Source organism: Mucilaginibacter terrae, from assembly GCF_031951985.1.
In the GTDB taxonomy this organism is placed as follows: domain Bacteria; phylum Bacteroidota; class Bacteroidia; order Sphingobacteriales; family Sphingobacteriaceae; genus Mucilaginibacter; species Mucilaginibacter terrae_A.
The window spans coordinates 4331735-4350736 of the sequence record NZ_JAVLVU010000001.1; the positions used below are offsets into that span (position 1 = coordinate 4331735).

Here is a 19002-nt window from a genome sequence, read left to right on the forward strand (position 1 = left end):
AAGACCAATCAACCACTCACTATTCAACCACTCACCAAACCGCTGTTTATACTCATTCTAAATTGCAGTGTTTGACAAAGTGTTGACATTGGTACATAGTATAACGTAGTACTTTTGTGAGTTAGATTTTTTGTAATAATACATAGGCTTTGAAGTATTTAAAGGTAATAGCTTTTACGCATAAGCAAATTGAACTGAAGGAACTCGGAAAGCTGGTGCTTTGTCAGGAAGACCTTACCGCAAAATTACAACAAGCAAAAGAGCAGTTTAACATTCCCGAAATGTTTTACCTTTCAACCTGTAACCGGGTTGAGTTTGTAATGGCTACCTCGCAACCGGTTGATAAGGATTTTGCCCAGCAGTTTTTGCAATCGTTAAGCGTAGGCTTATGCCCTTATTACATGAATACCTTTATTGATGCCGCTTCTATTTACGAAGACCAGGAGGCATTAACCCACTTATTAAGAACTTCTTGCTCATTGGAAAGTTTGGTAGTTGGCGAAAAAGAAATTTTAGCCCAACTGCGCAAAGCTTATGAAAGCTGCCGCGAGAATGGCCTCACCGGCGATTACCTGCGCATGGTAATGAGTTGCGTAGTTAAAACCGCCAAGGAAGTTTATACCCACACCAATATATCGCGCAACCCCATTTCGGTAGTATCATTGGCTTATCGTAAATTAAAGGAATTAAAGCAGTGTTCAAACTCGCGTGTACTTATTATAGGTGCCGGCGAAACCAACCGCAACATTTCTAAATATCTGCAAAAGCATAAGTACAGCAACTTTGCCGTGTTTAACCGCACGCTGGCCAATGCCCAAAGCATGGCGGCCGATTTAAACGGCGAGGCTTATGATTTAGATGCCCTTAAAACCTACAACAAAGGGTTTGATGTGATCATCACCTGCACATCGGCCACGCAGCCTATCATCACTCCCGAAATTTATAAAACCCTGCTTAACGGCGAAACCGAGCGCAAAACCATAGTGGATCTGGCTGTACCTACCGATACCGCCCCCGAAGTTTTAGAGCAGTTTCAGGTTAATTTTATAGGCGTAAGCACTTTGAACGAAATTGCCAAAAAGAACCTGCAGGAGCGTTACCAGGAGTTGGTGCATGCCGAACGCATTATCAACCAAAACATCGACGAGTTTTTGCCTTTGCTTAAGCAACGCCGCATTGAGGTAGCCATGCGCCAGGTGCCAGAAACCATTAAGCAAATAAAGCACAAGGCATTGAACACGGTTTTTGCCGATGAGGTGCAAGCCATGGACGAGCAATCGCGCCAGGTGCTGGAAAAGGTGATAGCCTACATGGAGAAAAAGTACATTAGCGTACCCATGGTTATGGCTAAAGAGATCATGATCAATAATAATTGATCGGTATATATAAATAAAAACAACCCGCAATGACTCATTATTGCAAAAAGCCCTGCATGCTACTGCTGCACGGTACAGTGTATATTTAGCATTGTTAACGTAATCTGTTTTACTTTTCTGTTGTAGCCGCTTTGTTAAAAGCTGCTTCATGTTATCGTTGTCGTATTTATCATTCACGTTTTTTTAAGCTGATGTTAAACCGGCTATCTGTTTATTATAATTTACGTTAATCATGTTATCTACCATATTAACCCCCAAACCCATCAAACAACAACACACCCGGGTTGCCACTATATTAGCTTTTGCACTATTACCATTATCGGGTTTTGCTACCGATATTTACATACCATCATTGCCCTCCATGTCTACATCGCTGCATGCCAGCAGTATTCAGGTACAGTTTACCTTAACCTTGTTTTTAATAAGCTACGGCGTGGGGCAGCTGTTCATTGGCAGTTTGCTGGATAGTTTTGGCCGCTATAAAATTAGTTTGATTGCCTTGGTACTGTTTGTGCTGGCCAGTTTAGTTATTGCCAATACGCAAAGCATTTTTTTGATTTATGTAATGCGCGTAGTGCATGGCCTCACCGTGGCCGGTATTATTGTGGCCAAACGCGCCTACTTTATTGATATGTTTACGGGCGATAAGCTGAAACACTACCTCAGCATGTTCTCCATTATATGGTCTACCGGGCCAATTGTAGCACCCTTTGTGGGCGGTTACTTTGAGGTAGCCTTCGGCTGGAAATCGAACTTTTACTTTTTGGCCCTATTTGGCGCCATTCTCTTCGTGTTAGAAGTATTGTACAGTGGCGAATCATTACAGCACTTTTCGGAGTTTGCCATTAAAAAAATTACCGGCATTTATGCCTCCATGATAACCACCGCCAGTTTTACCCTGGGTATTGTGATGCTGGCTTTGGCCTACGGTATGGTAATGGTGTACAACATGACCGGGCCGTTTATTATTGAACATGCCCTGCACCTGTCGCCCATTGTATCGGGCTATAGCTCGCTGGTGCTGGGCTTTGCCTGGATGGTAGGCGGCCTGATTGGCAAGGCAACCATCAACCGTCCGTTTTTTGGCCGTATGGTGGTCAATATTATTGTGCAGGTGTTTTTTGTAATTGCCATGCTGCTGGTAATGCCGCATATGTCGAACCTATACACGCTCATCCTGTTCGCATTCCTCATACATGTGGCAGCCGGGTTTACGTTCAACAACTTCTTTACCTTTTGTTTAAGCCGTTTCCCCAAAAACGCAGGCATAGCCAGCGGGTTGACCGGTGGTATCAACTACGTAATCATCTCGTTTTTAAGCTACGGCGTAGTAGCCGCCCTGCCCGCTAATGATTGGCATAATTTGGCGTTGAGCTACTTGTCGATGGTAGTATTATCGGTATTGGTAATGCTGGTGTTGAAAGGGAAAAAGGATGGCTTGGCGGCCGGGTAATAAACTATTCTTGAACCGGAATTTTAAGAATTTTTGGAATTTGCAGAATTGATGGGGTGGGAGCTAATCTAAACACCCTGTCATTTCGAACGATAGAGAGAAATCTTTTAAGAGCGACATAACCCACCATATTATTACTATGGCTGTGGGGGAGAGTGTGGGCTGTCGAAGCACTCTCTGAACTTTTCTTGAACCGGAACTGGTCTTGATTTTTTAGAATTTACAGAAGTAAGTACTGATAGGTAATTCTGTAAATAGTTTAAATTCTTAAAATTCCGGTTCAAACATTTTGGGCGTTTCCCTCCGGGTCGGGCTATCCGCTGCAAGTCCTCGTTTCGCTCCGCTGCACTGTGGGCTTTCCGCTATTATCCCTAATGCAAGCTGCGGTTTGTGGCTAATGTAAGGTTAGAAAATTGAAATTATGCTATCAATTGCTTACACCTAAACTGTCGTTATTGTATTCTTGAATCATCTTTTTCACTTTTGGAATGTTTCTGACTTGTGTTTGCAATCCATCCACCATTCGTTGAGAAAGTTTCAGAGATATATCAATCTTATCTTTATCTACTATTAAGAATCCTTTTGGTTGACCATAATTGAATAAAGCCCGTTGTTCAATTTTTTCATTATAAAAATTAGTTAGGGCATTTAAGTATGCAGTAGTATCATTTTTTGATTTGATTATAAATATGCTGTCGTCTTGAAAAAAACTATTAGTTTGCTGGCTATATTTATCCTTGAAAAATGTAACTGTATAACTTTTAAGAATAACTTCTTCATGTTTTGGAGTCTTTCCATTGCAAGAGAATAATATAAATATCAATAGGGCGTACGTAAGAGTTTTCATAAAGTAACAAACTGGTAAGTCATTATCTATTTAATAAACAGAGCCGTCATTTAAAATTAGTATTTTTTTCTTGCCATTCTATAATTATGCATGGAGTATGAGGGGGCATTAAATATTGTAATTATTAATAAAAACGCACTGCCCCAACTCCCTTTTTCCCCCGAGGCATCAGTGTTTTGCGGGTAGCACAAGCCTAAATTAAAGCACAGCACTAACGTAGCAAATAAACGTAGCCGCAAGTTTTCTTTTGGTTATTTTTCTTTTGTATAGAAGAAAAGTGACATCCACTGGCTTACGGCAAGTACATCTCAATGCTAACAAGGCACAGGCTAAAGCAACCGTAGAAACCGGAGCTGGTACTCAGTAACACCAGAATTATCTCGCCGGTCTGCTCTATTAAAAACGGCGGGTATGGAGTTTTAAATCTTCGCATCATAGGAATGACGATAACGTGACTACATACTTATAAAGGCATTCAAATACGCCCGCAACCGCACGAACCTTGTATCGTTACCGTACAGTTTATATAGTTAAAAATTTAATTAAGATATTGATTAACAGTTATATAAATTGTTCGGCACTGTGTTGGTTATGCAATTATTGAAGAACAAAGTTTTGTAAGTATGCTTAAAAACTACATTAAAATAGCCTGGCGTAACCTGCTTAAAAACAGGGTATATTCCTTCATTAACATTTTTGGGTTGGCCTTAGGTATGTCGGTGTCTATGCTTATTGGTTTGTGGTTGTGGGATGAGGTGTCGTACAACACCTATCACCAAAACTATAATACCGTTGCGCAGGTAATGATTACGCAAAACTTTGACGGACATGTTTATACCCACCCGGCAACTGCACTACCGCTTGCACCCGAACTGCGAACCAAGTTCCCGGCTGATTTTAAGCGTATGGCGCAGGCAACCTGGCCGTTGGAGCTCATGCTCAGGGTTGGTGAGAAAACCGTTGCAAGCAGCGGGTTATTTGCCGAACCTCAAATGTCTGAAATGCTATCGCTCAAAATGTTGTCGGGCCGGTTGGATGGTTTGAAAGATCCAAAATCGGCCTTTATTGCGCAATCATTAGCGCATTCACTTTTTGGCAATGGTAACCCGGTTGGGCAAACCATAACCATTAATAACCAAACCCCGGTTAATGTGGCCGGCGTTTATGAAGATGTGCCTCCTAACTCTACATTTGGAGAAACTAAAATACTTGCCACGTGGCAAGCCTATGTTGATACACAGCCCTGGGTGCGCAACTCTATGAAGGAGTGGAGCAATCATAGCTTCCAGCTTTTTGCGCAGGTTAATGATGGTGCTAATTGGGATGCCATCAACACTAAAATTAAGAATATAGCCAAACCGCATTTTGTAGAGGGTAACGATGAAGTGCAGTTATTTCCTATGAGCAAATGGCATTTATACAATGATTTTAAAGAAGGTAAGATAGCAGGAGGCAAGATCCGCTTTGTTTGGCTGTTTGGTATTATTGGTGTATTTGTACTGCTGCTGGCTTGTATCAACTTCATGAACCTCAGCACCGCACGGTCTGAAAAACGCTCGCGCGAGGTTGGTGTGCGCAAGGCCATGGGCTCGGTTAGGAGGCAGTTGATAGGGCAGTTTTTGAGCGAATCATTGGTAATGGCCGGCTTGGCCTGTTTTTTAGCTGCAGTGCTGGTTGTATTGTTTTTGCCTATATTTAATCAAATATCAAGTAAGCAAATCGCGTTTCCTTGGTTCAACCCGGTGTTTTGGTTGCTTACCATTGTATTTACGGTCATCACCGGATTAATTGCCGGTAGTTACCCTGCCTTCTACCTGTCGGGTTTTAATACGGTCAAAGTTCTTAAAGGCACGTTTAAAGCCGGGCGCTTTGCCGCACTGCCGCGTAAAATATTGGTGGTGATACAGTTTACAGTATCGGTAACATTGATCATCGGAACCATCATTGTGTTTCGCCAAATAAAACATGCTCAAAACAGGCCGGTAGGGTACCAGCGGGAGGGCCTGGTTAATATCCCCATGCGCAGTCCTGATTTAGATGGGCATTATAATGCTATTCGTCAAGACTTCCTGAGAACCGGCGTGGTAGCAGATATGGCCGAGTCGTCGAGCCGTGTTACTGCAATAAGCAGTAACCAGATCGGGTTTGACTGGCAAGGCAGAAACCCCAACACTACCCCCACATTTGGTACCATATCCGTTACGCATGATTATGGTAAAACCATTGGCTGGCAAATAATGCAAGGGCGTGATTATTCGCGCAGTTATTCGGCCGATACATCGGGTATTATCATTAACGAAGCTGCCGCCAAAATAGTAGGTTTCAAAAATCCGGTAGGGCAGACCATCGTCTTTAATAGTAAGCCGCTTACCATAACCGGTGTTGTAAAAGATATGATCATGGAATCGCCTTATATTCCAACCCAGCCTACAGTGTATGTATTGCGTTATGATTGGGCAGGTGAAATTTTGGTACGTATTAAACCAGGTGTACCGGTACATGATGCTATAACTAAGTTAGAAGCCGTGATGAAGAGGCATGACCCGAAAGGGGCATTTGAATACAAATTTGTTGACGACCTGTACGCCAGCAAGTTTGAGAACGAGCAACGCATAGGCAACCTCGCCACACTGTTTGCCATTCTCGCCATTGCCATATCATCATTAGGCCTGTTTGGTTTAGCATCTTTTGTGGCCGAGCAACGCACCAAAGAAATTGGCGTACGCAAAGTACTGGGTGCATCGGTATATAACTTATGGAGTTTATTGTCAAAAGATTTTGTGGTATTGGTGCTAATAGCCTGTTTTATTGCTATCCCACTGGCCTGGTACTTCCTGAGCGGTTGGCTGCAGGCTTATGAATACCGTACAAGTATTTCATGGTGGATATTTGGACTATCAGGGTTAGGTGCCATGTTTATCACCTTGCTTACGGTAAGTTTTCAGGCTATTAAGGCTGCAATAACTAATCCTGTTAAAAGTTTACGAACAGAATAATTCAAACTAACAAAGCCACTCCATGGAGTGGCTTTGTTAGTTAATATGGTTTATGTGTAAGTGTTATTTTACAGGTGCTTCCGCAACTACGGGTTTGGTAGTAACCTTTTTCCAGATGGAGTATGCTCCATAGCTGTATACAACTGCTATAAATAAGTAAATCCAGATGGAAATATTGTACCCGAATATGATAATGTATATATAAGGTACGCTAAAACTCGCGCAAGCAAATAACAGCAGGAACGTAACAGGTTTCTTTGCCCTTAAATTTTTAAGCACTAAACCCAGGAAAGTAAAAAAGAAAACTTTGCTGGTTAAATACAGGCAAGCTAAAAACAGCGGATTAACCCCATGGTCTTCTCCTAAAGTAAAAAGCCAATTTTTAAGCTCTAACAAATATTCCATCATCAATTGCAAGTATTAAACAGTGTACATTGTTTTAGCTCACTACCTAATTAAGGCAGTAAGGGTCTCAGCTATCCTGCAAGCTTCGATCAGTAAGACGTGACCAATTAACGGATGTTACATTAACAAGTTGTAAGTCTTAACCAATTAATATTAAGCCCTGCCCATAAGTTCATCCAGTTTGTTGCGCTCGGTTTGCAGTTCGCGGGCAAGTTTTTTCTCTTTTTCATTGGCTTTAGCCTTGTAGGCTTTGTATTCCTCATCAAGCTCCTCGTAAAGTTTAATGCGGTATTTAGCCTCGCGGCGTGCACTACCCGATTGGAATATCACTATGGCGGCTACAGCACCAAACACAATAACCAATCCCCACATAATACTATTATAAGCCGATTTGGAAACCGACATACCCAATAAACTGATGGCATCAACCTTGGAGTTCGATTCGCTCAGGCTTTGCTCTTTTGTGCTTACATCTGATTGCAGGTTCTGAACTGTTTTTCCCTGCTCGGCTATTTTAGCTTGCAGTTCTTTTACCTTTTTACGTTCGGCACGCAGGGTATCGGTAACGTTTTTATAAAAAGCAGTTAGTGGCGGCTTTTGGTAATTGTAAACTTTCGAGCTAAGGTACTGGTACTGGCCATTCAGGCTTTTATCGGTATTTACCGCTGCCGCTGCTACGGGTTGTTGTGCAGCATACGGATTATTTGCCGCCGGTTTAGCTACATATGCCCCGGCCGGTTTGGGTTTATATACAGGTTTAGTAATGGTTGGCTTGCTTTTTTTGGCAGAATCTTGAGCCGAGGATACAGCAATATTAGTAACAGATAATGCCAGCGCCAGTGCGCATGCGATATGCCGGTTTTTCATAAGCTAATTAAATTTGTATGATATAAACGGGTATAATTCGTTTATATGCTTGCTAATCAGTTGTTGTTTATAATAAAATAAAGGGGTGGCCTTTATAACGAATATAGGATAACCCAACGCAAATTAACAAACCATATTTATATTAGCCCCATGAATATCGGAATTATTGGTTTGGGAGATATGGGTAAGGTGTATGCCAAGGCTTTTGCCAAGGCTGGTTACACCGTTTTTGGATGCGATTTACCCCAAAACCGCGAAAGGCTCGAAGCTGAACTCGAACCATTGAATATTAAATTAATGGACGACGGCAACCAGGTAGCCCGACTGAGCGATTTGCTTATCTACTCTGTTGAAGCCGATAGCATGGAGAGAGTGGTGGCACAAACCAGCGGTTCTATAAAATACGGTGCTACTGTGGCTGGGCAAACATCGGTTAAGCACCCCGAGATAGCCATATTTGATAAATATCTGCCGGCCGATTCGCAGGTGGTTACCTTTCATGCCATGCACGGCGGTGGCTTTGAACCTACCGGGCAAAAGCTCATTCTCATCCGTTACCGGGCCGATGATGCCGCTTACCAGCGCATGCTCGACCTGTTCACAGCCATAGGTTCTGATATTGTTGAACTGGCCGATTACCACGAACATGATAAAATATCGGCCGATACACAAGCCGTAACCCACGTAGGTTTCGAAAGCATGGGCACGGCATGGGCTTCGGCAGGTTTCTTCCCCTGGGAAAATGCTTCTTACTTAGGCGGTATAGATAATGTGAAAATTCTCATCACCTTACGTATATTTAGCTATAAAGCGCACGTGTATGCCGGTTTGGCTATTTTAAACCCGTATGCCAGGCAACAGGTAAAACGTTATGCTCAGTCTGAGTCGGAACTATTTAAACTCATGATTATGGAAGATGAGCAAACCCTGCGCAGCCGCCTTTACAAAGCCCGCGATTTTGTGTTTCATGAAAGCCGTGAACCTATTATGCTCAACGATGCTGTGATGGATGAGTTTACCTTTCATGGCAGTGTAGAAGAACGCAAAGCCAACTCCCACCTCAGTATATTAAGTATGGTTGATGCCTGGTACCACCTGGGCGTAAACCCATATGATAATTTGATTGCTCAAACGCCGCCTTATCGCCTGCGTTTAGGTATTGCCGAATACCTGTTCAAAAACGATGAGTTGCTCGAAGAGTCTATTCAAACTGCTCTTTACGACAAATCCATCCGTGGAGATGATTTGGAGTTTCACTCTGCCGTGCGCGAATGGTCGTCAATTATCAACTACGGCGATATGGAAGGATACAAGAAACACTTTAATCAGGTGCAGTCGTTCTTTAGCCATCGTTTAGAAGAAGGACAGCAGCACAGCGCTGATATGATCAGGAAGTTGATGAAGAAATAATCTAATTAATCAAAATTTTGATTGATTAGATTACTTCATAGGAATTAGTTAAATTTGTTATCATGACCACATTAACCATTGAAATACCTGATAAAAGCACCAAGACTATCATTGAATTGATAAGTCAGTTGGGAGGGAAGGTTGTAACTGATGGGATTGAGGTAAAGAAGCAGCAAGTACTTGATGATATTGAAGAGGCTGTTGTTTTTATAAAGGACTATAAGGCAGGTAAAGTAAAAGCACAAGATATCAATCAACTGCTTGATGAGCTTTAATATAATAATTACGCCTCCTTTTGTGCGTGAACTTAAAAGACTTGCTAAAAAATATCCTTCTGTAAAGCAAGATTTTAGGGAGCTTCTTGAGGAACTCTCATTTAATCCACATATTGGAAAATCAATAGGTAATAGCTGTTACAAGATTCGTTTGGCAATCAGTTTCAAAGGAAAAGGTAAATCAGGTGGTGCACGAGTAATTACTTATGTGCAGATTATTGATGAGGAAATTTTTCTAATTTCTATTTACGATAAATCGGAAAACGACTCCATTTCCGATAAAGACATCATCTCAAAAATTGCCGGCTTGGGCAAATAATCTTAGCGCATCCGGTTGTTCCGGTTAACGTTTTTAAGTAGTATGTCTTCTCATAGCTAATCAATATTGCTTCTCGCTGATTATCAACCTCTAAAAACTTAGAAAATAATTAAGTAACTATTTGACAGCTAATTAAAAATTTCTATCTTTGCCCTCCCTTAAACCGGGAAAACCGCCTTGAGCGAAGCCCTACTGCTTCGATGGGCATAACAAACAAATTATTAAAATGTCAGGAATTATTGGAAAAAAGGTAGGAATGACCAGCATTTTTGATGAGGCAGGGAAAAACATTCCTTGTACGGTAATCGAGGCTGGGCCATGCGTGGTTACCCACGTAAAGTCTGTTGACGCAGACGGTTACGCAGCTGTACAGCTTGCGTACGATGAAAAGAAGGAAAAAAACACTTCTGCTCCTTTAAAAGGTCATTTCCAGAAAGCCGGCACTACGCCAAAGCGTAAGCTGGTTGAATTCAAAACTTTCGAAGACGAAAAATCATTAGGTGACACTGTTACCGTTGAGATTTTTGCTGCGGGAGATTTTGTGGATGTGGTTGGTACCTCAAAAGGTAAAGGATTTCAGGGTGTTGTAAAGCGTCATGGTTTTGGCGGTGTGGGTATGCAAACCCACGGTCAGCACAACCGTTTACGCGCACCAGGTTCACTGGGTGCTTCATCGTGGCCTTCACGCGTATTTAAAGGTATGCGTATGGCTGGCCAAACCGGTAATGCACGTGTTAAGGTGCAAAACCTTGAGGTTGTTAAAGTATTTGCTGAGCAAAACTTGCTGGTTGTTAAAGGTTCCATCCCAGGAGCTAAAGGTTCATTCGTAATTGTGGATAAGTAAGATGGAAATCAACGTATTAAATGTATCAGGTAAAGAAACAGGAGCCAAGGTGCAACTGTCTGATGCGGTTTTCGCAATTGAGCCTAATGACCACGCTATTTATCTGGATGTAAAACAGTATTTAGCTAACCAGCGTCAAGGTACTCACAAAGCAAAACAACGTAACGAAATTGCAGGTTCGACCCGCAAATTGCACAAACAAAAAGGTACTGGTGGCGCCCGTGCGGGTAGCATCAAATCGCCTTTGTTTAACGGTGGTGGCCGTGTATTTGGTCCGCAACCGCGCGATTACAGCTTCAAGCTGAACAAAAAATTAAAGCAATTAGCCCGTAAATCGGCTCTTACTTACAAAGCTCAGGATAACAGCATCGTAGTTTTAGAAGACTTTAACTTCGATAGCATTAAAACCAAAAACTATGTACAGTTAGTTGCTGATTTAAACTTCACCAACGAAAAAACTTTATTGGTGTTACCGGCTGCTAATCAAAATATTTATTTATCAAGCAGAAACCTGAAAAAAGCTAAGGTTGTAACTGCCGATCAGTTAAGCACTTATGATGTGTTAAACGCTGGCAAACTGTTACTTACTACTGGTTCTGTTAAAACTCTGGAGGAAGCGTTCGCTAAGTAATTATGGAGATATTAAAAAAACCTTTACTTACTGAGAAAATTTCTCTGTTGACAGAGAAACTTAATCGTTATGCTTTTAAAGTTGATCACAGAGCGAATAAAATTCAGATCAAAGCAGCAGTAGAAGCAATGTTTGGTGTAACTGTAACTGCAGTAAATACCATGAAATATGCCGGTAAACTGAAGAGTCGCTCAACTAAAGCAGGTACCGTAACCGGTAGACCAGCTGCTTACAAAAAAGCGATCATCACTTTAAAGGATGGTGAAACAATAGATTTTTACAGCACATTATAATTAAGAGAAATGGCAGTTAAAAGATTTAAACCGGTAACCCCGGGTACCCGTTTCAGGGTAGGTGCTGATTACTCTGACGTTACAACCAACGTTCCTGAAAAGTCATTGGTGGTATCGCACAAAAAATCAGGTGGTCGTAACAACACCGGTAAAATGACCATGCGTTATTTAGGTGGTGGTCACAAACAATCATACCGTTTAATTGACTTTAAACGTAATAAATTCGATATCCCTGCAACCGTAGCAACTATTGAGTATGACCCGAACCGTTCGGCTCGTATTGCCTTATTGCATTACGCTGATGGCGAGAAAAGATACATGATAGCTCCAGAAGGTTTAACCGTAGGTCAAACCGTTCTTTCAGGTGCTGGTTCACCTCCAGAGGTGGGTAACACGTTACCATTAAAGAACATTCCTTTAGGTTCTATCATTCATAACATCGAACTTAACCCAGGTCAGGGCGGCGTTATTGCCCGTTCGGCTGGTACATACGCTCAATTGTCGGCACGTGATGGCAAATATGCTATCATCAAATTGCCTTCAGGCGAAACCCGTATGATCCTGTCAACCTGTCTTGCAACTGTAGGTACAGTATCTAACTCTGAGAAAGCAAACGAAGTGTTAGGTAAAGCTGGTCGCAAGCGTTGGTTAGGTCGTCGTCCACGCGTTCGTGGTGTAGCTATGAACCCTGTCGATCACCCTATGGGTGGTGGTGAAGGCCGTTCATCAGGTGGTCACCCACGTTCACGCAAAGGTTTATTAGCTAAAGGCTACAAAACCCGCGACAAGAAAAAAACATCTGATCGTTATATCATAGAAAGAAGGAAGAAATAATGGCACGTTCGATTAAAAAAGGTCCTTATATTGATCATAATCTGGACAAAAAAGTTCAGGTTTTGAATGACTCAAGTAAGAAATCTGTTGTAAAAACATGGTCACGTCGTTCCATGATCTCTCCAGATTTCGTTGGTCATACATTTGCAGTACACAATGGTAACAAGTTTATCCCTGTGTATGTAACAGAAAACATGGTTGGTCACAAACTGGGAGAGTTTGCCCCAACCCGTACATTCCGTGGTCACGCAGAAAAGAAAAAATAAACAATGGAAGCAACACAAAAAGTAAAAAAATCTGTGCGCATCGCACAGCTTAAAACTGAGCAAAAAGCCCAGCAGGGTGGTGCTTCAGTTGCCAAGTTGAATAACTGCCCTACTTCGCCTCGTAAGATGCGTTTGGTGGTAGATCTTATCCGTGGCGTAAACGTAGTTAAAGCACTTAGCATTTTAAAGTTCACTAATAAAGAAGCTGCTATCCGCGTTGAAAAATTATTGCTTTCAGCTATCAAAAACTGGGAAGCTAAAAACGAAGGTAAAAGCATCGATGATAGTAACTTATATGTAAAAGAAGTTTCAGTTGGTGGTGGCCGTCAGTTAAAAAGACTGCGTCCGGCTCCTCAGGGCCGCGGATACCGTATCCGTAAACGCTCAAACCACGTAACTTTAATTGTGGATAGTAAAACCGAAATCAACTAATTAGAAATGGGACAAAAAGCACATCCAATAGGTAACCGTTTAGGAATCATCCGTGGTTGGGATTCTAACTGGTTTGGTGGCAACAACTACTCTGATAAATTAGTTGAGGACGAAAAGATCCGCAAATACTTATCAGTACGTATCGCTAAAGGCGGCGTATCTAAAGTAGTTATTGAGCGTACCTTAAAACGCATCACTGTAACAATTCACACTGCCCGTCCGGGTATCGTTATCGGTAAAGGCGGTCAGGAAGTTGATAAAATTAAAGAAGAGCTTAAAAAGCTTACTAAAAAAGACGTTCAGATCAACATTTTTGAAATTAAACGTCCTGAGCTTGATGCCCAGTTAGTAGCCGAAGGCATAGCTAAGCAATTAGAAGCCCGTATCTCTTTCCGTCGTGCCATGAAAACCACTATCGCATCAACTATGCGTATGGGTGCCGAAGGTATCAAGGTAATGACTTCAGGCCGTTTAGGCGGTGCTGAGATGGCCCGTACCGAGCAGTATAAAGAGGGTAGAATTCCTCTGCATACTTTCCGTGCCGATATTGATTATGCACTGGCCGAAGCTTTAACCACTTATGGCAAAATAGGTGTTAAAGTTTGGATATGTAAAGGTGAAGTTTACGGTAAACGTGATCTTTCTCCAAACATAGGTTCAACCAGCAGCGCAAGCGGCCGTGGCGGACGCCCAGAAGGTGCAGCAGGCTTTGGTAACGAGCGTGGTGGAAACGATCGCCGTCAAGGTGGTGGTGACCGCAGAGGTGGTAACAACCAACGTGGCCCAGGCCAAGGTGGTGGTAACCGTGGTGGCCAAGGTGGTAACCGTCCAGGTGGCCAAAATCGTCAGGGTGGTGGTAACCGTCCGGGCGGAAGCAGATAATTAATCAAGTTGAGATAACATCGTTTAGATATAAAAAGCAAATAAAATGCTACAGCCAAAAAGAACGAAGTTCAGAAAGATGCAAAAAGGCAGAATGAAAGGTGCCGCTACCCGCGGTACTGAGCTTTCATTCGGATCTTTCGGAGTTAAATCACTCGAGGCGGCATGGATCACCAGCCGTCAAATCGAGGCCGCACGTATCGCTGTAACACGTTTCATGAAACGTGAAGGCCAGGTGTGGATCAGGATTTTCCCTGATAAGCCTGTAACTAAAAAGCCTGCAGAGGTACGTATGGGTAAAGGTAAAGGTGCTCCTGAGTACTGGGTAGCGGTAGTTCGCCCTGGTAGGATCATCTTCGAAGCAGAAGGTGTGCCATTGGAAGTTGCTAAAGAAGCACTTCGCCTGGCTGCACAAAAACTGCCGGTACAAACCAAATTTATTGTACGTAGGGATTACGTAGAAGCATAGTCAGTTGTACAGGTTGCGGCCTAATATAAACCGCAACCTGTACCTGATAATTAATTAATAACAGAAGCGTGACGTAAGCATCCAACTTACCTCTCACTCATCAAAATTTTTCAAAAAATGAAAAGCTCAGAAATATCAGCGCTGTCAACCGAGGAGTTGGTTGCTAAAATAGGCGAGGAGAAAACTAATCTTACCAAACTGAAATTTGCTCATGCAGTTTCGGCTATTGAGAATCCTAACCGCATTAAAAATGTACGTAAGGAAGTTGCCCGTTTAAATACTGAATTAACCAAGCGTAAAGCGGCGTCAGCTTCTGAACAGCAATAATTAAAGCGTCGAAACAAAATGGAAAGAAATTTAAGAAAAACACGTACCGGTCTGGTAGTAAGCAACAAGATGGATAAATCTATCGTGGTTGCTGTAGAGCGGAAAGTGAAACACCCGATCTATGGTAAGTTCGTAAACAAAACTGCCAAGTTCATGGCTCATGATGAAACTAATACCTGTGGTATTGGCGATACCGTATTGATTATGGAAACCCGCCCGCTGAGCAAAAATAAAAACTGGAGATTAGTTGAAATTTTAGAGAGGGCTAAATAAGATGGTACAACAGGAATCAAGATTAACCGTAGCTGATAACAGCGGTGCTAAAGAAGTACTGGTTATCCGCGTATTAGGTGGCACAGCAAAGCGCTATGCCTCTGTTGGCGATAAAATTGTAGTAACTGTAAAAAGCGCTATCCCATCGGGTAACGTTAAAAAAGGTACTGTATCTAAAGCCGTAGTAGTAAGAACTAAAAAAGAGGTTCGCCGCAAAGATGGTTCTTACATCCGTTTCGACGATAACGCAGCTGTTTTGTTAAACAACCAGGATGAACCAAGAGGTACACGTATCTTCGGTCCGGTGGCAAGAGAGTTACGTGAAAAACAATTCATGAAAATCGTTTCATTAGCACCGGAGGTATTATAACCATGGAAAAGAAAATTAAATTAAAGATCCGTAAAGGTGACCTGGTGAAAGTTATTGCCGGCGACTCAAAAGGTCAGCAAGGTAAAGTAACTGAAGTTATTGTTGACAAAAACCGCGTAGTGGTTGAAGGTGTAAACATGATTTCAAAACACACCAAACCAAATGCAGCTAACCCTAACGGTGGTATTGTAAAAAAAGAAGCCGCTATTCATATTTCAAACGTTGCCTTAGTTGATCCTAAAACAGGTGAAGCAACCCGCGTTGGCCGTAAAAAAACTGATGCAGGTAAATTAGTAAGAGTAGCAAAAAAATCAGGGGAGGAAATTAAATAATGTCTTACGTTCCAAGATTAAAATCCAAATATAAAGAGGAGATCCGCACTGCACTGAAAGAAAAGTTTCAGTACAAAACAGTAATGCAGGTTCCTAAATTGGAGAAAATTGCCATCAACCAAGGTGTTGGTGCAGCTACTACTGATAAGAAACTTATCGATACTACTATTGCTGAGTTAGCAACCATTACCGGTCAAAAACCAGTAGCATCAAAATCTAAAAAAGATATCTCGAACTTTAAATTACGTAAAGGTATGCCGGTAGGTGTACGTGTAACTTTACGCGATAATAACATGTACGAGTTTTTAGATCGTTTGATTGCTGTTGCCCTGCCACGTATCCGTGACTTTAAAGGTATTAACGATAAAGGTTTTGACGGTAAAGGAAACTATACTTTAGGTATTACCGAGCAAATCATCTTCCCTGAAATTAACATCGATAAGATTAATAAAATTCAGGGTATGGATATTACCTTTGTAACTTCGGCAACTAACGATGTTGAAGCATTAGAATTGCTTAAACAATTTGGTTTACCATTTAAAAATCAAACTCCAGTAAACAATGGCTAAAGAAGGTGTAAAAGCACGCGAAGTAAAACGTGCTAAATTAGTAGCAAGATATGCTGAGAAACGCGCAGCCCTTAAAGCCGCTGGTGATTACGAAGCATTAGATAAATTACCTAAAGCATCATCACCGGTTAAATTGCACAATCGTTGCAAGCTTACCGGCCGCCCACGTGGTTATATGCGTCAGTTTGGTATTTCACGTGTAACTTTCCGTGAAATGGCCTTAGCTGGTAAAATCCCCGGCGTTAAAAAAGCAAGCTGGTAATAGCAAAATAGGTATAACAATTGCCGGTTGCAGGTTGAGAATTAAATTCTTACCTTTGCGGCCGGCAATTTGCAACATATACACGTTTGCAGGTGAGTAGTGGGACTGGAAAGTAGTGATACTTACCACTAAACTATTCGGCCTCAATAAATTGAATTTTTAACCGATGGAAGGTCGTCGTTGTGAAAACGAAGGAAACCGCCGTCATAATTTTATAAGATGAATACAGATCCAATCGCAGATTATCTTACACGAGTAAGGAATGCTATTAAAGCCAACCATAGGGTTGTTGAAATTCCTGCATCAAATCTGAAAAAGGAAATCACTAAGGTGCTTTTCGACAAAGGTTACATCGCTAACTTCAAATTTGAAGATAACGGCCCACAAGGCATTATCAAAGTAGCGTTAAAGTATCACCCTGTAACCAAAGTTTCGGCTATCCGTACGCTTACCCGTGTGAGCAAACCAGGTTTGAGGAAATATGCAGGCATGGACACTATGCCAAGAGTATTAAATGGTTTGGGCATCGCTATCCTGTCAACTTCAAAAGGAGTAATGACTGATAAAGAAGCCCGCGTGCAAAACATCGGTGGCGAAGTTTTATGCTTCGTATATTAATCGTACATAAGGAATTAAAGAAATGTCAAGAGTAGGAAAAGCCCCCATTACTATCCCTTCGGGCGTAACTGTTACTGTTAGTGATGCTAACGTAGTAACTGTAAAAGGCCCTAAAGGTCAGCTCGAGCAGGCGTTAGAAAGTGATATTACTGTATCACAAGAAGACGGCGTATTAACAGTAGTACGTCCAACTGATCAAAAACGTCACAAAGCATTACACGGCTTGTATCGTGCATTAATCAACAACATGGTTATAGGTGTAACCACTGGTTACAAAGTAGAACAAGAGTTGGTTGGTGTAGGTTACCGTGCAACCAATACCGGTAATACCTTAGACTTAGTGTTAGGTTTCTCTCACCACTATGTATTTGAGTTACCTAAAGAAATCAATGTATCCACTACTGCTGAAAAAGGTAAAAACCCAACTATTATCTTGGAGTCAATCGACAAACAGTTAATTGGTCAGGTTGCTGCCAAAATCCGTTCGTTACGTGCTCCGGAGCCTTACAAAGGTAAAGGTGTTAAATTCGTAGGCGAAGTGTTAAGAAGAAAAGCAGGTAAATCAGCATCTAAAAAATAATCGTCATGACAGGTAAATTATCAAGAAGAGACAGAATTAAAAAAGGAATCAGAAAACGTATTTCAGGTTCTGCAGAACGTCCGCGCTTGTCAGTGTTCAGAAGCAATAAAGGCATCTACGCACAGATTATTGACGATGTAGCCGGCAAAACTATAGCATCAGCATCATCTTTATCAAAAGATTTTTCGGCTACAGGTACTAAAGGCGAACAATCAGTTGCCGTAGGTAAACTGATTGCTGAGAAAGCAAAAGCTGCTGGTGTAGAATCAGTAGTGTTTGATAGAAATGGATACTTGTATCATGGCCGTATTAAACAACTGGCCGAAGGTGCACGTGAAGGTGGATTAAACTTTTAACCGTAACGAGTAATGTCAACAATAAATATTAAGAGAGTAAAAACCAGCGAGATCGAATTAAAAGATCGTTTGGTTAGCATACAACGCGTTGCCAAAGTAACCAAAGGTGGCCGTACGTTCAGCTTCTCGGCCATTGTGGTTGTAGGTGATGAGAACGGTGTAGTAGGTTACGGTTTAGGTAAAGCAAAAGAGGTTACTGAGGCAATTGCCAAAGGTATTGATGATGCAAAAAAGAACCTGGTAAAAGTGCCTATCATCAACAACACTATCCCTCACGAGCAAATTGGTAAGTTTTCAGGTGGTTTCGTTTTCTTGAAACCTGCTGCAAACGGTACCGGTGTAATTGCTGGTGGTGCGATGCGTGCTGTATTAGAGAGCGCTGGTGTACATAACGTACTTGCAAAATCAAAAGGTTCATCAAATCCTCACAACGTGGTTAAAGCCACTGTATCGGCCCTGGCGCAACTGCGCGATGCTTATACCGTAGCACAACAACGAGGTGTTAGTTTAGGTAAAGTATTTAACGGATAATCATCATGGCAAAAATCAAAATAACTCAGATTAAAAGCGTGATCGATAGAAGTGAGCGCCAGAAAAAAACTGTTGAGGCTTTAGGTTTAAAGAAAATTAACCATAGCGTTGAAGTTGAAGCTAATCCTGCTATCATTGGCATGATTAGAAAAGTTAATCATTTGGTAGCAGTAGAAAACATTTAA

Annotated in this window: 28 protein-coding genes; 25 read left to right on the top strand and 3 right to left on the bottom strand. The window is 41.8% G+C overall.

Annotated features, from left to right (window positions below; translation table 11 throughout):
* Positions 1–149 precede the first annotated feature (149 nt).
* Together hemA and QE417_RS18465 are read left to right on the top strand one after the other, a co-directional pair.
* A complete protein-coding gene (gene hemA, locus QE417_RS18460) occupies positions 150–1376 on the top strand; it encodes a glutamyl-tRNA reductase (RefSeq protein WP_311952140.1) in 1227 nt (408 codons plus the stop codon).
* 232 nt (positions 1377–1608) lie between these two features.
* Complete coding sequence (locus QE417_RS18465) at positions 1609–2829, top strand: MFS transporter (RefSeq protein ID WP_311952143.1); 1221 nt, start codon at positions 1609–1611, stop codon at positions 2827–2829.
* A gap of 427 nt (positions 2830–3256) precedes the next feature.
* Here the strand turns inward: QE417_RS18465 and QE417_RS18470 are convergent, their stop codons facing one another.
* Positions 3257–3676, bottom strand: coding sequence for a hypothetical protein (locus tag QE417_RS18470; RefSeq protein ID WP_311952145.1), 420 nt, complete (start codon positions 3674–3676; stop codon positions 3257–3259).
* 623 nt (positions 3677–4299) lie between these two features.
* Between QE417_RS18470 and QE417_RS18475 the strand changes: the two genes are divergently transcribed.
* On the top strand, positions 4300–6672 hold the full coding sequence (locus QE417_RS18475; RefSeq protein WP_311952147.1) for an ABC transporter permease: 2373 nt from the start codon (positions 4300–4302) through the stop codon (positions 6670–6672).
* A gap of 63 nt (positions 6673–6735) precedes the next feature.
* Here the strand turns inward: QE417_RS18475 and QE417_RS18480 are convergent, their stop codons facing one another.
* Positions 6736–7080 carry a hypothetical protein gene (locus QE417_RS18480; protein ID WP_311952148.1) on the bottom strand — a complete coding sequence of 115 codons (345 nt, stop codon included), beginning with the start codon at positions 7078–7080 and terminating at the stop codon, positions 6736–6738.
* 150 nt (positions 7081–7230) lie between these two features.
* On the bottom strand, positions 7231–7944 hold the full coding sequence (locus QE417_RS18485; RefSeq protein ID WP_311952149.1) for a hypothetical protein: 714 nt from the start codon (positions 7942–7944) through the stop codon (positions 7231–7233).
* A gap of 150 nt (positions 7945–8094) precedes the next feature.
* Between QE417_RS18485 and QE417_RS18490 the strand changes: the two genes are divergently transcribed.
* The 22 genes from QE417_RS18490 to rpmD all read left to right on the top strand — a co-directional run bounded on the left by QE417_RS18490 (position 8095) and on the right by rpmD (position 19002).
* A complete protein-coding gene (locus QE417_RS18490) occupies positions 8095–9354 on the top strand; it encodes a prephenate dehydrogenase (RefSeq protein WP_311952150.1) in 1260 nt (419 codons plus the stop codon).
* Positions 9355–9416: 62 nt separating this feature from the next.
* Positions 9417–9629, top strand: a complete 213-nt coding sequence (locus QE417_RS18495; RefSeq protein ID WP_311952152.1) for a hypothetical protein — start codon at positions 9417–9419, stop codon at positions 9627–9629.
* Entirely contained in the window at positions 9619–9948 is a 330-nt protein-coding gene (locus QE417_RS18500) for a type II toxin-antitoxin system RelE family toxin (RefSeq protein ID WP_311952154.1), read from the top strand. The genes QE417_RS18495 and QE417_RS18500 overlap by 11 nt, the downstream gene beginning before the upstream one ends.
* 226 nt (positions 9949–10174) lie before the next feature.
* Positions 10175–10792 carry a 50S ribosomal protein L3 gene (gene rplC / locus QE417_RS18505; RefSeq protein ID WP_311952156.1) on the top strand — a complete coding sequence of 206 codons (618 nt, stop codon included), beginning with the start codon at positions 10175–10177 and terminating at the stop codon, positions 10790–10792.
* Position 10793: 1 nt separating this feature from the next.
* The gene (gene rplD / locus QE417_RS18510) at positions 10794–11423 is read left to right on the top strand and encodes a 50S ribosomal protein L4 (RefSeq protein WP_157539801.1); all 630 of its coding nucleotides are present in this window, start codon (positions 10794–10796) and stop codon (positions 11421–11423) included.
* A gap of 2 nt (positions 11424–11425) precedes the next feature.
* Entirely contained in the window at positions 11426–11716 is a 291-nt protein-coding gene (gene rplW, locus QE417_RS18515) for a 50S ribosomal protein L23 (RefSeq protein WP_311952158.1), read from the top strand.
* Positions 11717–11725: 9 nt separating this feature from the next.
* Positions 11726–12550 (top strand): 50S ribosomal protein L2, encoded by an 825-nt coding sequence (rplB, locus tag QE417_RS18520; protein ID WP_311952160.1) that lies wholly within the window; start codon positions 11726–11728, stop codon positions 12548–12550.
* On the top strand, positions 12550–12816 hold the full coding sequence (gene rpsS, locus QE417_RS18525; RefSeq protein WP_311952162.1) for a 30S ribosomal protein S19: 267 nt from the start codon (positions 12550–12552) through the stop codon (positions 12814–12816). Before rplB ends, rpsS begins: the two co-directional genes overlap by 1 nt.
* A 3-nt stretch (positions 12817–12819) precedes the next feature.
* Complete coding sequence (rplV, locus tag QE417_RS18530; RefSeq protein WP_311952164.1) at positions 12820–13248, top strand: 50S ribosomal protein L22; 429 nt, start codon at positions 12820–12822, stop codon at positions 13246–13248.
* 6 nt (positions 13249–13254) lie between these two features.
* Positions 13255–14130, top strand: a complete 876-nt coding sequence (rpsC, locus tag QE417_RS18535; RefSeq protein WP_311952165.1) for a 30S ribosomal protein S3 — start codon at positions 13255–13257, stop codon at positions 14128–14130.
* Between the two features lie 46 nt (positions 14131–14176).
* Entirely contained in the window at positions 14177–14599 is a 423-nt protein-coding gene (gene rplP, locus QE417_RS18540) for a 50S ribosomal protein L16 (protein WP_311952168.1), read from the top strand.
* A gap of 117 nt (positions 14600–14716) precedes the next feature.
* On the top strand, positions 14717–14926 hold the full coding sequence (gene rpmC, locus QE417_RS18545; protein WP_311952171.1) for a 50S ribosomal protein L29: 210 nt from the start codon (positions 14717–14719) through the stop codon (positions 14924–14926).
* An 18-nt stretch (positions 14927–14944) separates the two neighbouring features.
* Entirely contained in the window at positions 14945–15199 is a 255-nt protein-coding gene (gene rpsQ, locus QE417_RS18550; RefSeq protein ID WP_157539793.1) for a 30S ribosomal protein S17, read from the top strand.
* Between the two features lies 1 nt (position 15200).
* A complete protein-coding gene (rplN, locus tag QE417_RS18555) occupies positions 15201–15569 on the top strand; it encodes a 50S ribosomal protein L14 (protein WP_157539792.1) in 369 nt (122 codons plus the stop codon).
* 2 nt (positions 15570–15571) lie between these two features.
* On the top strand, positions 15572–15901 hold the full coding sequence (gene rplX, locus QE417_RS18560; RefSeq protein ID WP_311952176.1) for a 50S ribosomal protein L24: 330 nt from the start codon (positions 15572–15574) through the stop codon (positions 15899–15901).
* A complete protein-coding gene (gene rplE, locus QE417_RS18565; protein WP_311952178.1) occupies positions 15901–16470 on the top strand; it encodes a 50S ribosomal protein L5 in 570 nt (189 codons plus the stop codon). Before rplX ends, rplE begins: the two co-directional genes overlap by 1 nt.
* On the top strand, positions 16463–16732 hold the full coding sequence (rpsN, locus tag QE417_RS18570) for a 30S ribosomal protein S14 (RefSeq protein ID WP_157539789.1): 270 nt from the start codon (positions 16463–16465) through the stop codon (positions 16730–16732). Before rplE ends, rpsN begins: the two co-directional genes overlap by 8 nt.
* Before the next feature lie 219 nt (positions 16733–16951).
* Positions 16952–17350 (top strand): 30S ribosomal protein S8, encoded by a 399-nt coding sequence (gene rpsH, locus QE417_RS18575; RefSeq protein ID WP_311952183.1) that lies wholly within the window; start codon positions 16952–16954, stop codon positions 17348–17350.
* Positions 17351–17372: 22 nt separating this feature from the next.
* Positions 17373–17930: a 50S ribosomal protein L6 gene (rplF, locus tag QE417_RS18580; RefSeq protein ID WP_311952185.1), complete on the top strand. Its 558-nt coding sequence runs from the start codon at positions 17373–17375 to the stop codon at positions 17928–17930.
* 5 nt (positions 17931–17935) lie between these two features.
* Entirely contained in the window at positions 17936–18286 is a 351-nt protein-coding gene (gene rplR / locus QE417_RS18585; protein ID WP_311952189.1) for a 50S ribosomal protein L18, read from the top strand.
* Between the two features lie 12 nt (positions 18287–18298).
* On the top strand, positions 18299–18817 hold the full coding sequence (rpsE, locus tag QE417_RS18590; RefSeq protein WP_376717533.1) for a 30S ribosomal protein S5: 519 nt from the start codon (positions 18299–18301) through the stop codon (positions 18815–18817).
* Between the two features lie 5 nt (positions 18818–18822).
* Positions 18823–19002 (top strand): 50S ribosomal protein L30, encoded by a 180-nt coding sequence (gene rpmD, locus QE417_RS18595; RefSeq protein WP_157539784.1) that lies wholly within the window; start codon positions 18823–18825, stop codon positions 19000–19002.

Coding starts and splice junctions, on each gene's coding strand:
- rpmD (WP_157539784.1), top strand. CDS start 18,823: ATGGCAAAAATCAAAATAACTCAGATTAAAAGCGTGATCGATAGAAGT.
- rpsH (WP_311952183.1), top strand. CDS start 16,952: ATGAATACAGATCCAATCGCAGATTATCTTACACGAGTAAGGAATGCT.
- QE417_RS18490 (WP_311952150.1), top strand. CDS start 8,095: ATGAATATCGGAATTATTGGTTTGGGAGATATGGGTAAGGTGTATGCC.
- rpsQ (WP_157539793.1), top strand. CDS start 14,945: ATGGAAAGAAATTTAAGAAAAACACGTACCGGTCTGGTAGTAAGCAAC.
- rplR (WP_311952189.1), top strand. CDS start 17,936: ATGACAGGTAAATTATCAAGAAGAGACAGAATTAAAAAAGGAATCAGA.
- rplP (WP_311952168.1), top strand. CDS start 14,177: ATGCTACAGCCAAAAAGAACGAAGTTCAGAAAGATGCAAAAAGGCAGA.
- QE417_RS18465 (WP_311952143.1), top strand. CDS start 1,609: ATGTTATCTACCATATTAACCCCCAAACCCATCAAACAACAACACACC.
- rpsS (WP_311952162.1), top strand. CDS start 12,550: ATGGCACGTTCGATTAAAAAAGGTCCTTATATTGATCATAATCTGGAC.
- QE417_RS18495 (WP_311952152.1), top strand. CDS start 9,417: ATGACCACATTAACCATTGAAATACCTGATAAAAGCACCAAGACTATC.
- rplV (WP_311952164.1), top strand. CDS start 12,820: ATGGAAGCAACACAAAAAGTAAAAAAATCTGTGCGCATCGCACAGCTT.
- rplC (WP_311952156.1), top strand. CDS start 10,175: ATGTCAGGAATTATTGGAAAAAAGGTAGGAATGACCAGCATTTTTGAT.
- QE417_RS18500 (WP_311952154.1), top strand. CDS start 9,619: ATGAGCTTTAATATAATAATTACGCCTCCTTTTGTGCGTGAACTTAAA.
- QE417_RS18475 (WP_311952147.1), top strand. CDS start 4,300: ATGCTTAAAAACTACATTAAAATAGCCTGGCGTAACCTGCTTAAAAAC.
- rplW (WP_311952158.1), top strand. CDS start 11,426: ATGGAGATATTAAAAAAACCTTTACTTACTGAGAAAATTTCTCTGTTG.
- rplD (WP_157539801.1), top strand. CDS start 10,794: ATGGAAATCAACGTATTAAATGTATCAGGTAAAGAAACAGGAGCCAAG.
- rpsN (WP_157539789.1), top strand. CDS start 16,463: ATGGCTAAAGAAGGTGTAAAAGCACGCGAAGTAAAACGTGCTAAATTA.
- rpsE (WP_376717533.1), top strand. CDS start 18,299: ATGTCAACAATAAATATTAAGAGAGTAAAAACCAGCGAGATCGAATTA.
- rplE (WP_311952178.1), top strand. CDS start 15,901: ATGTCTTACGTTCCAAGATTAAAATCCAAATATAAAGAGGAGATCCGC.
- QE417_RS18485 (WP_311952149.1), bottom strand. CDS start 7,944: ATGAAAAACCGGCATATCGCATGCGCACTGGCGCTGGCATTATCTGTT.
- rpsC (WP_311952165.1), top strand. CDS start 13,255: ATGGGACAAAAAGCACATCCAATAGGTAACCGTTTAGGAATCATCCGT.
- rplX (WP_311952176.1), top strand. CDS start 15,572: ATGGAAAAGAAAATTAAATTAAAGATCCGTAAAGGTGACCTGGTGAAA.
- rplN (WP_157539792.1), top strand. CDS start 15,201: ATGGTACAACAGGAATCAAGATTAACCGTAGCTGATAACAGCGGTGCT.
- rpmC (WP_311952171.1), top strand. CDS start 14,717: ATGAAAAGCTCAGAAATATCAGCGCTGTCAACCGAGGAGTTGGTTGCT.
- QE417_RS18470 (WP_311952145.1), bottom strand. CDS start 3,676: ATGAAAACTCTTACGTACGCCCTATTGATATTTATATTATTCTCTTGC.
- rplF (WP_311952185.1), top strand. CDS start 17,373: ATGTCAAGAGTAGGAAAAGCCCCCATTACTATCCCTTCGGGCGTAACT.
- QE417_RS18480 (WP_311952148.1), bottom strand. CDS start 7,080: ATGATGGAATATTTGTTAGAGCTTAAAAATTGGCTTTTTACTTTAGGA.
- rplB (WP_311952160.1), top strand. CDS start 11,726: ATGGCAGTTAAAAGATTTAAACCGGTAACCCCGGGTACCCGTTTCAGG.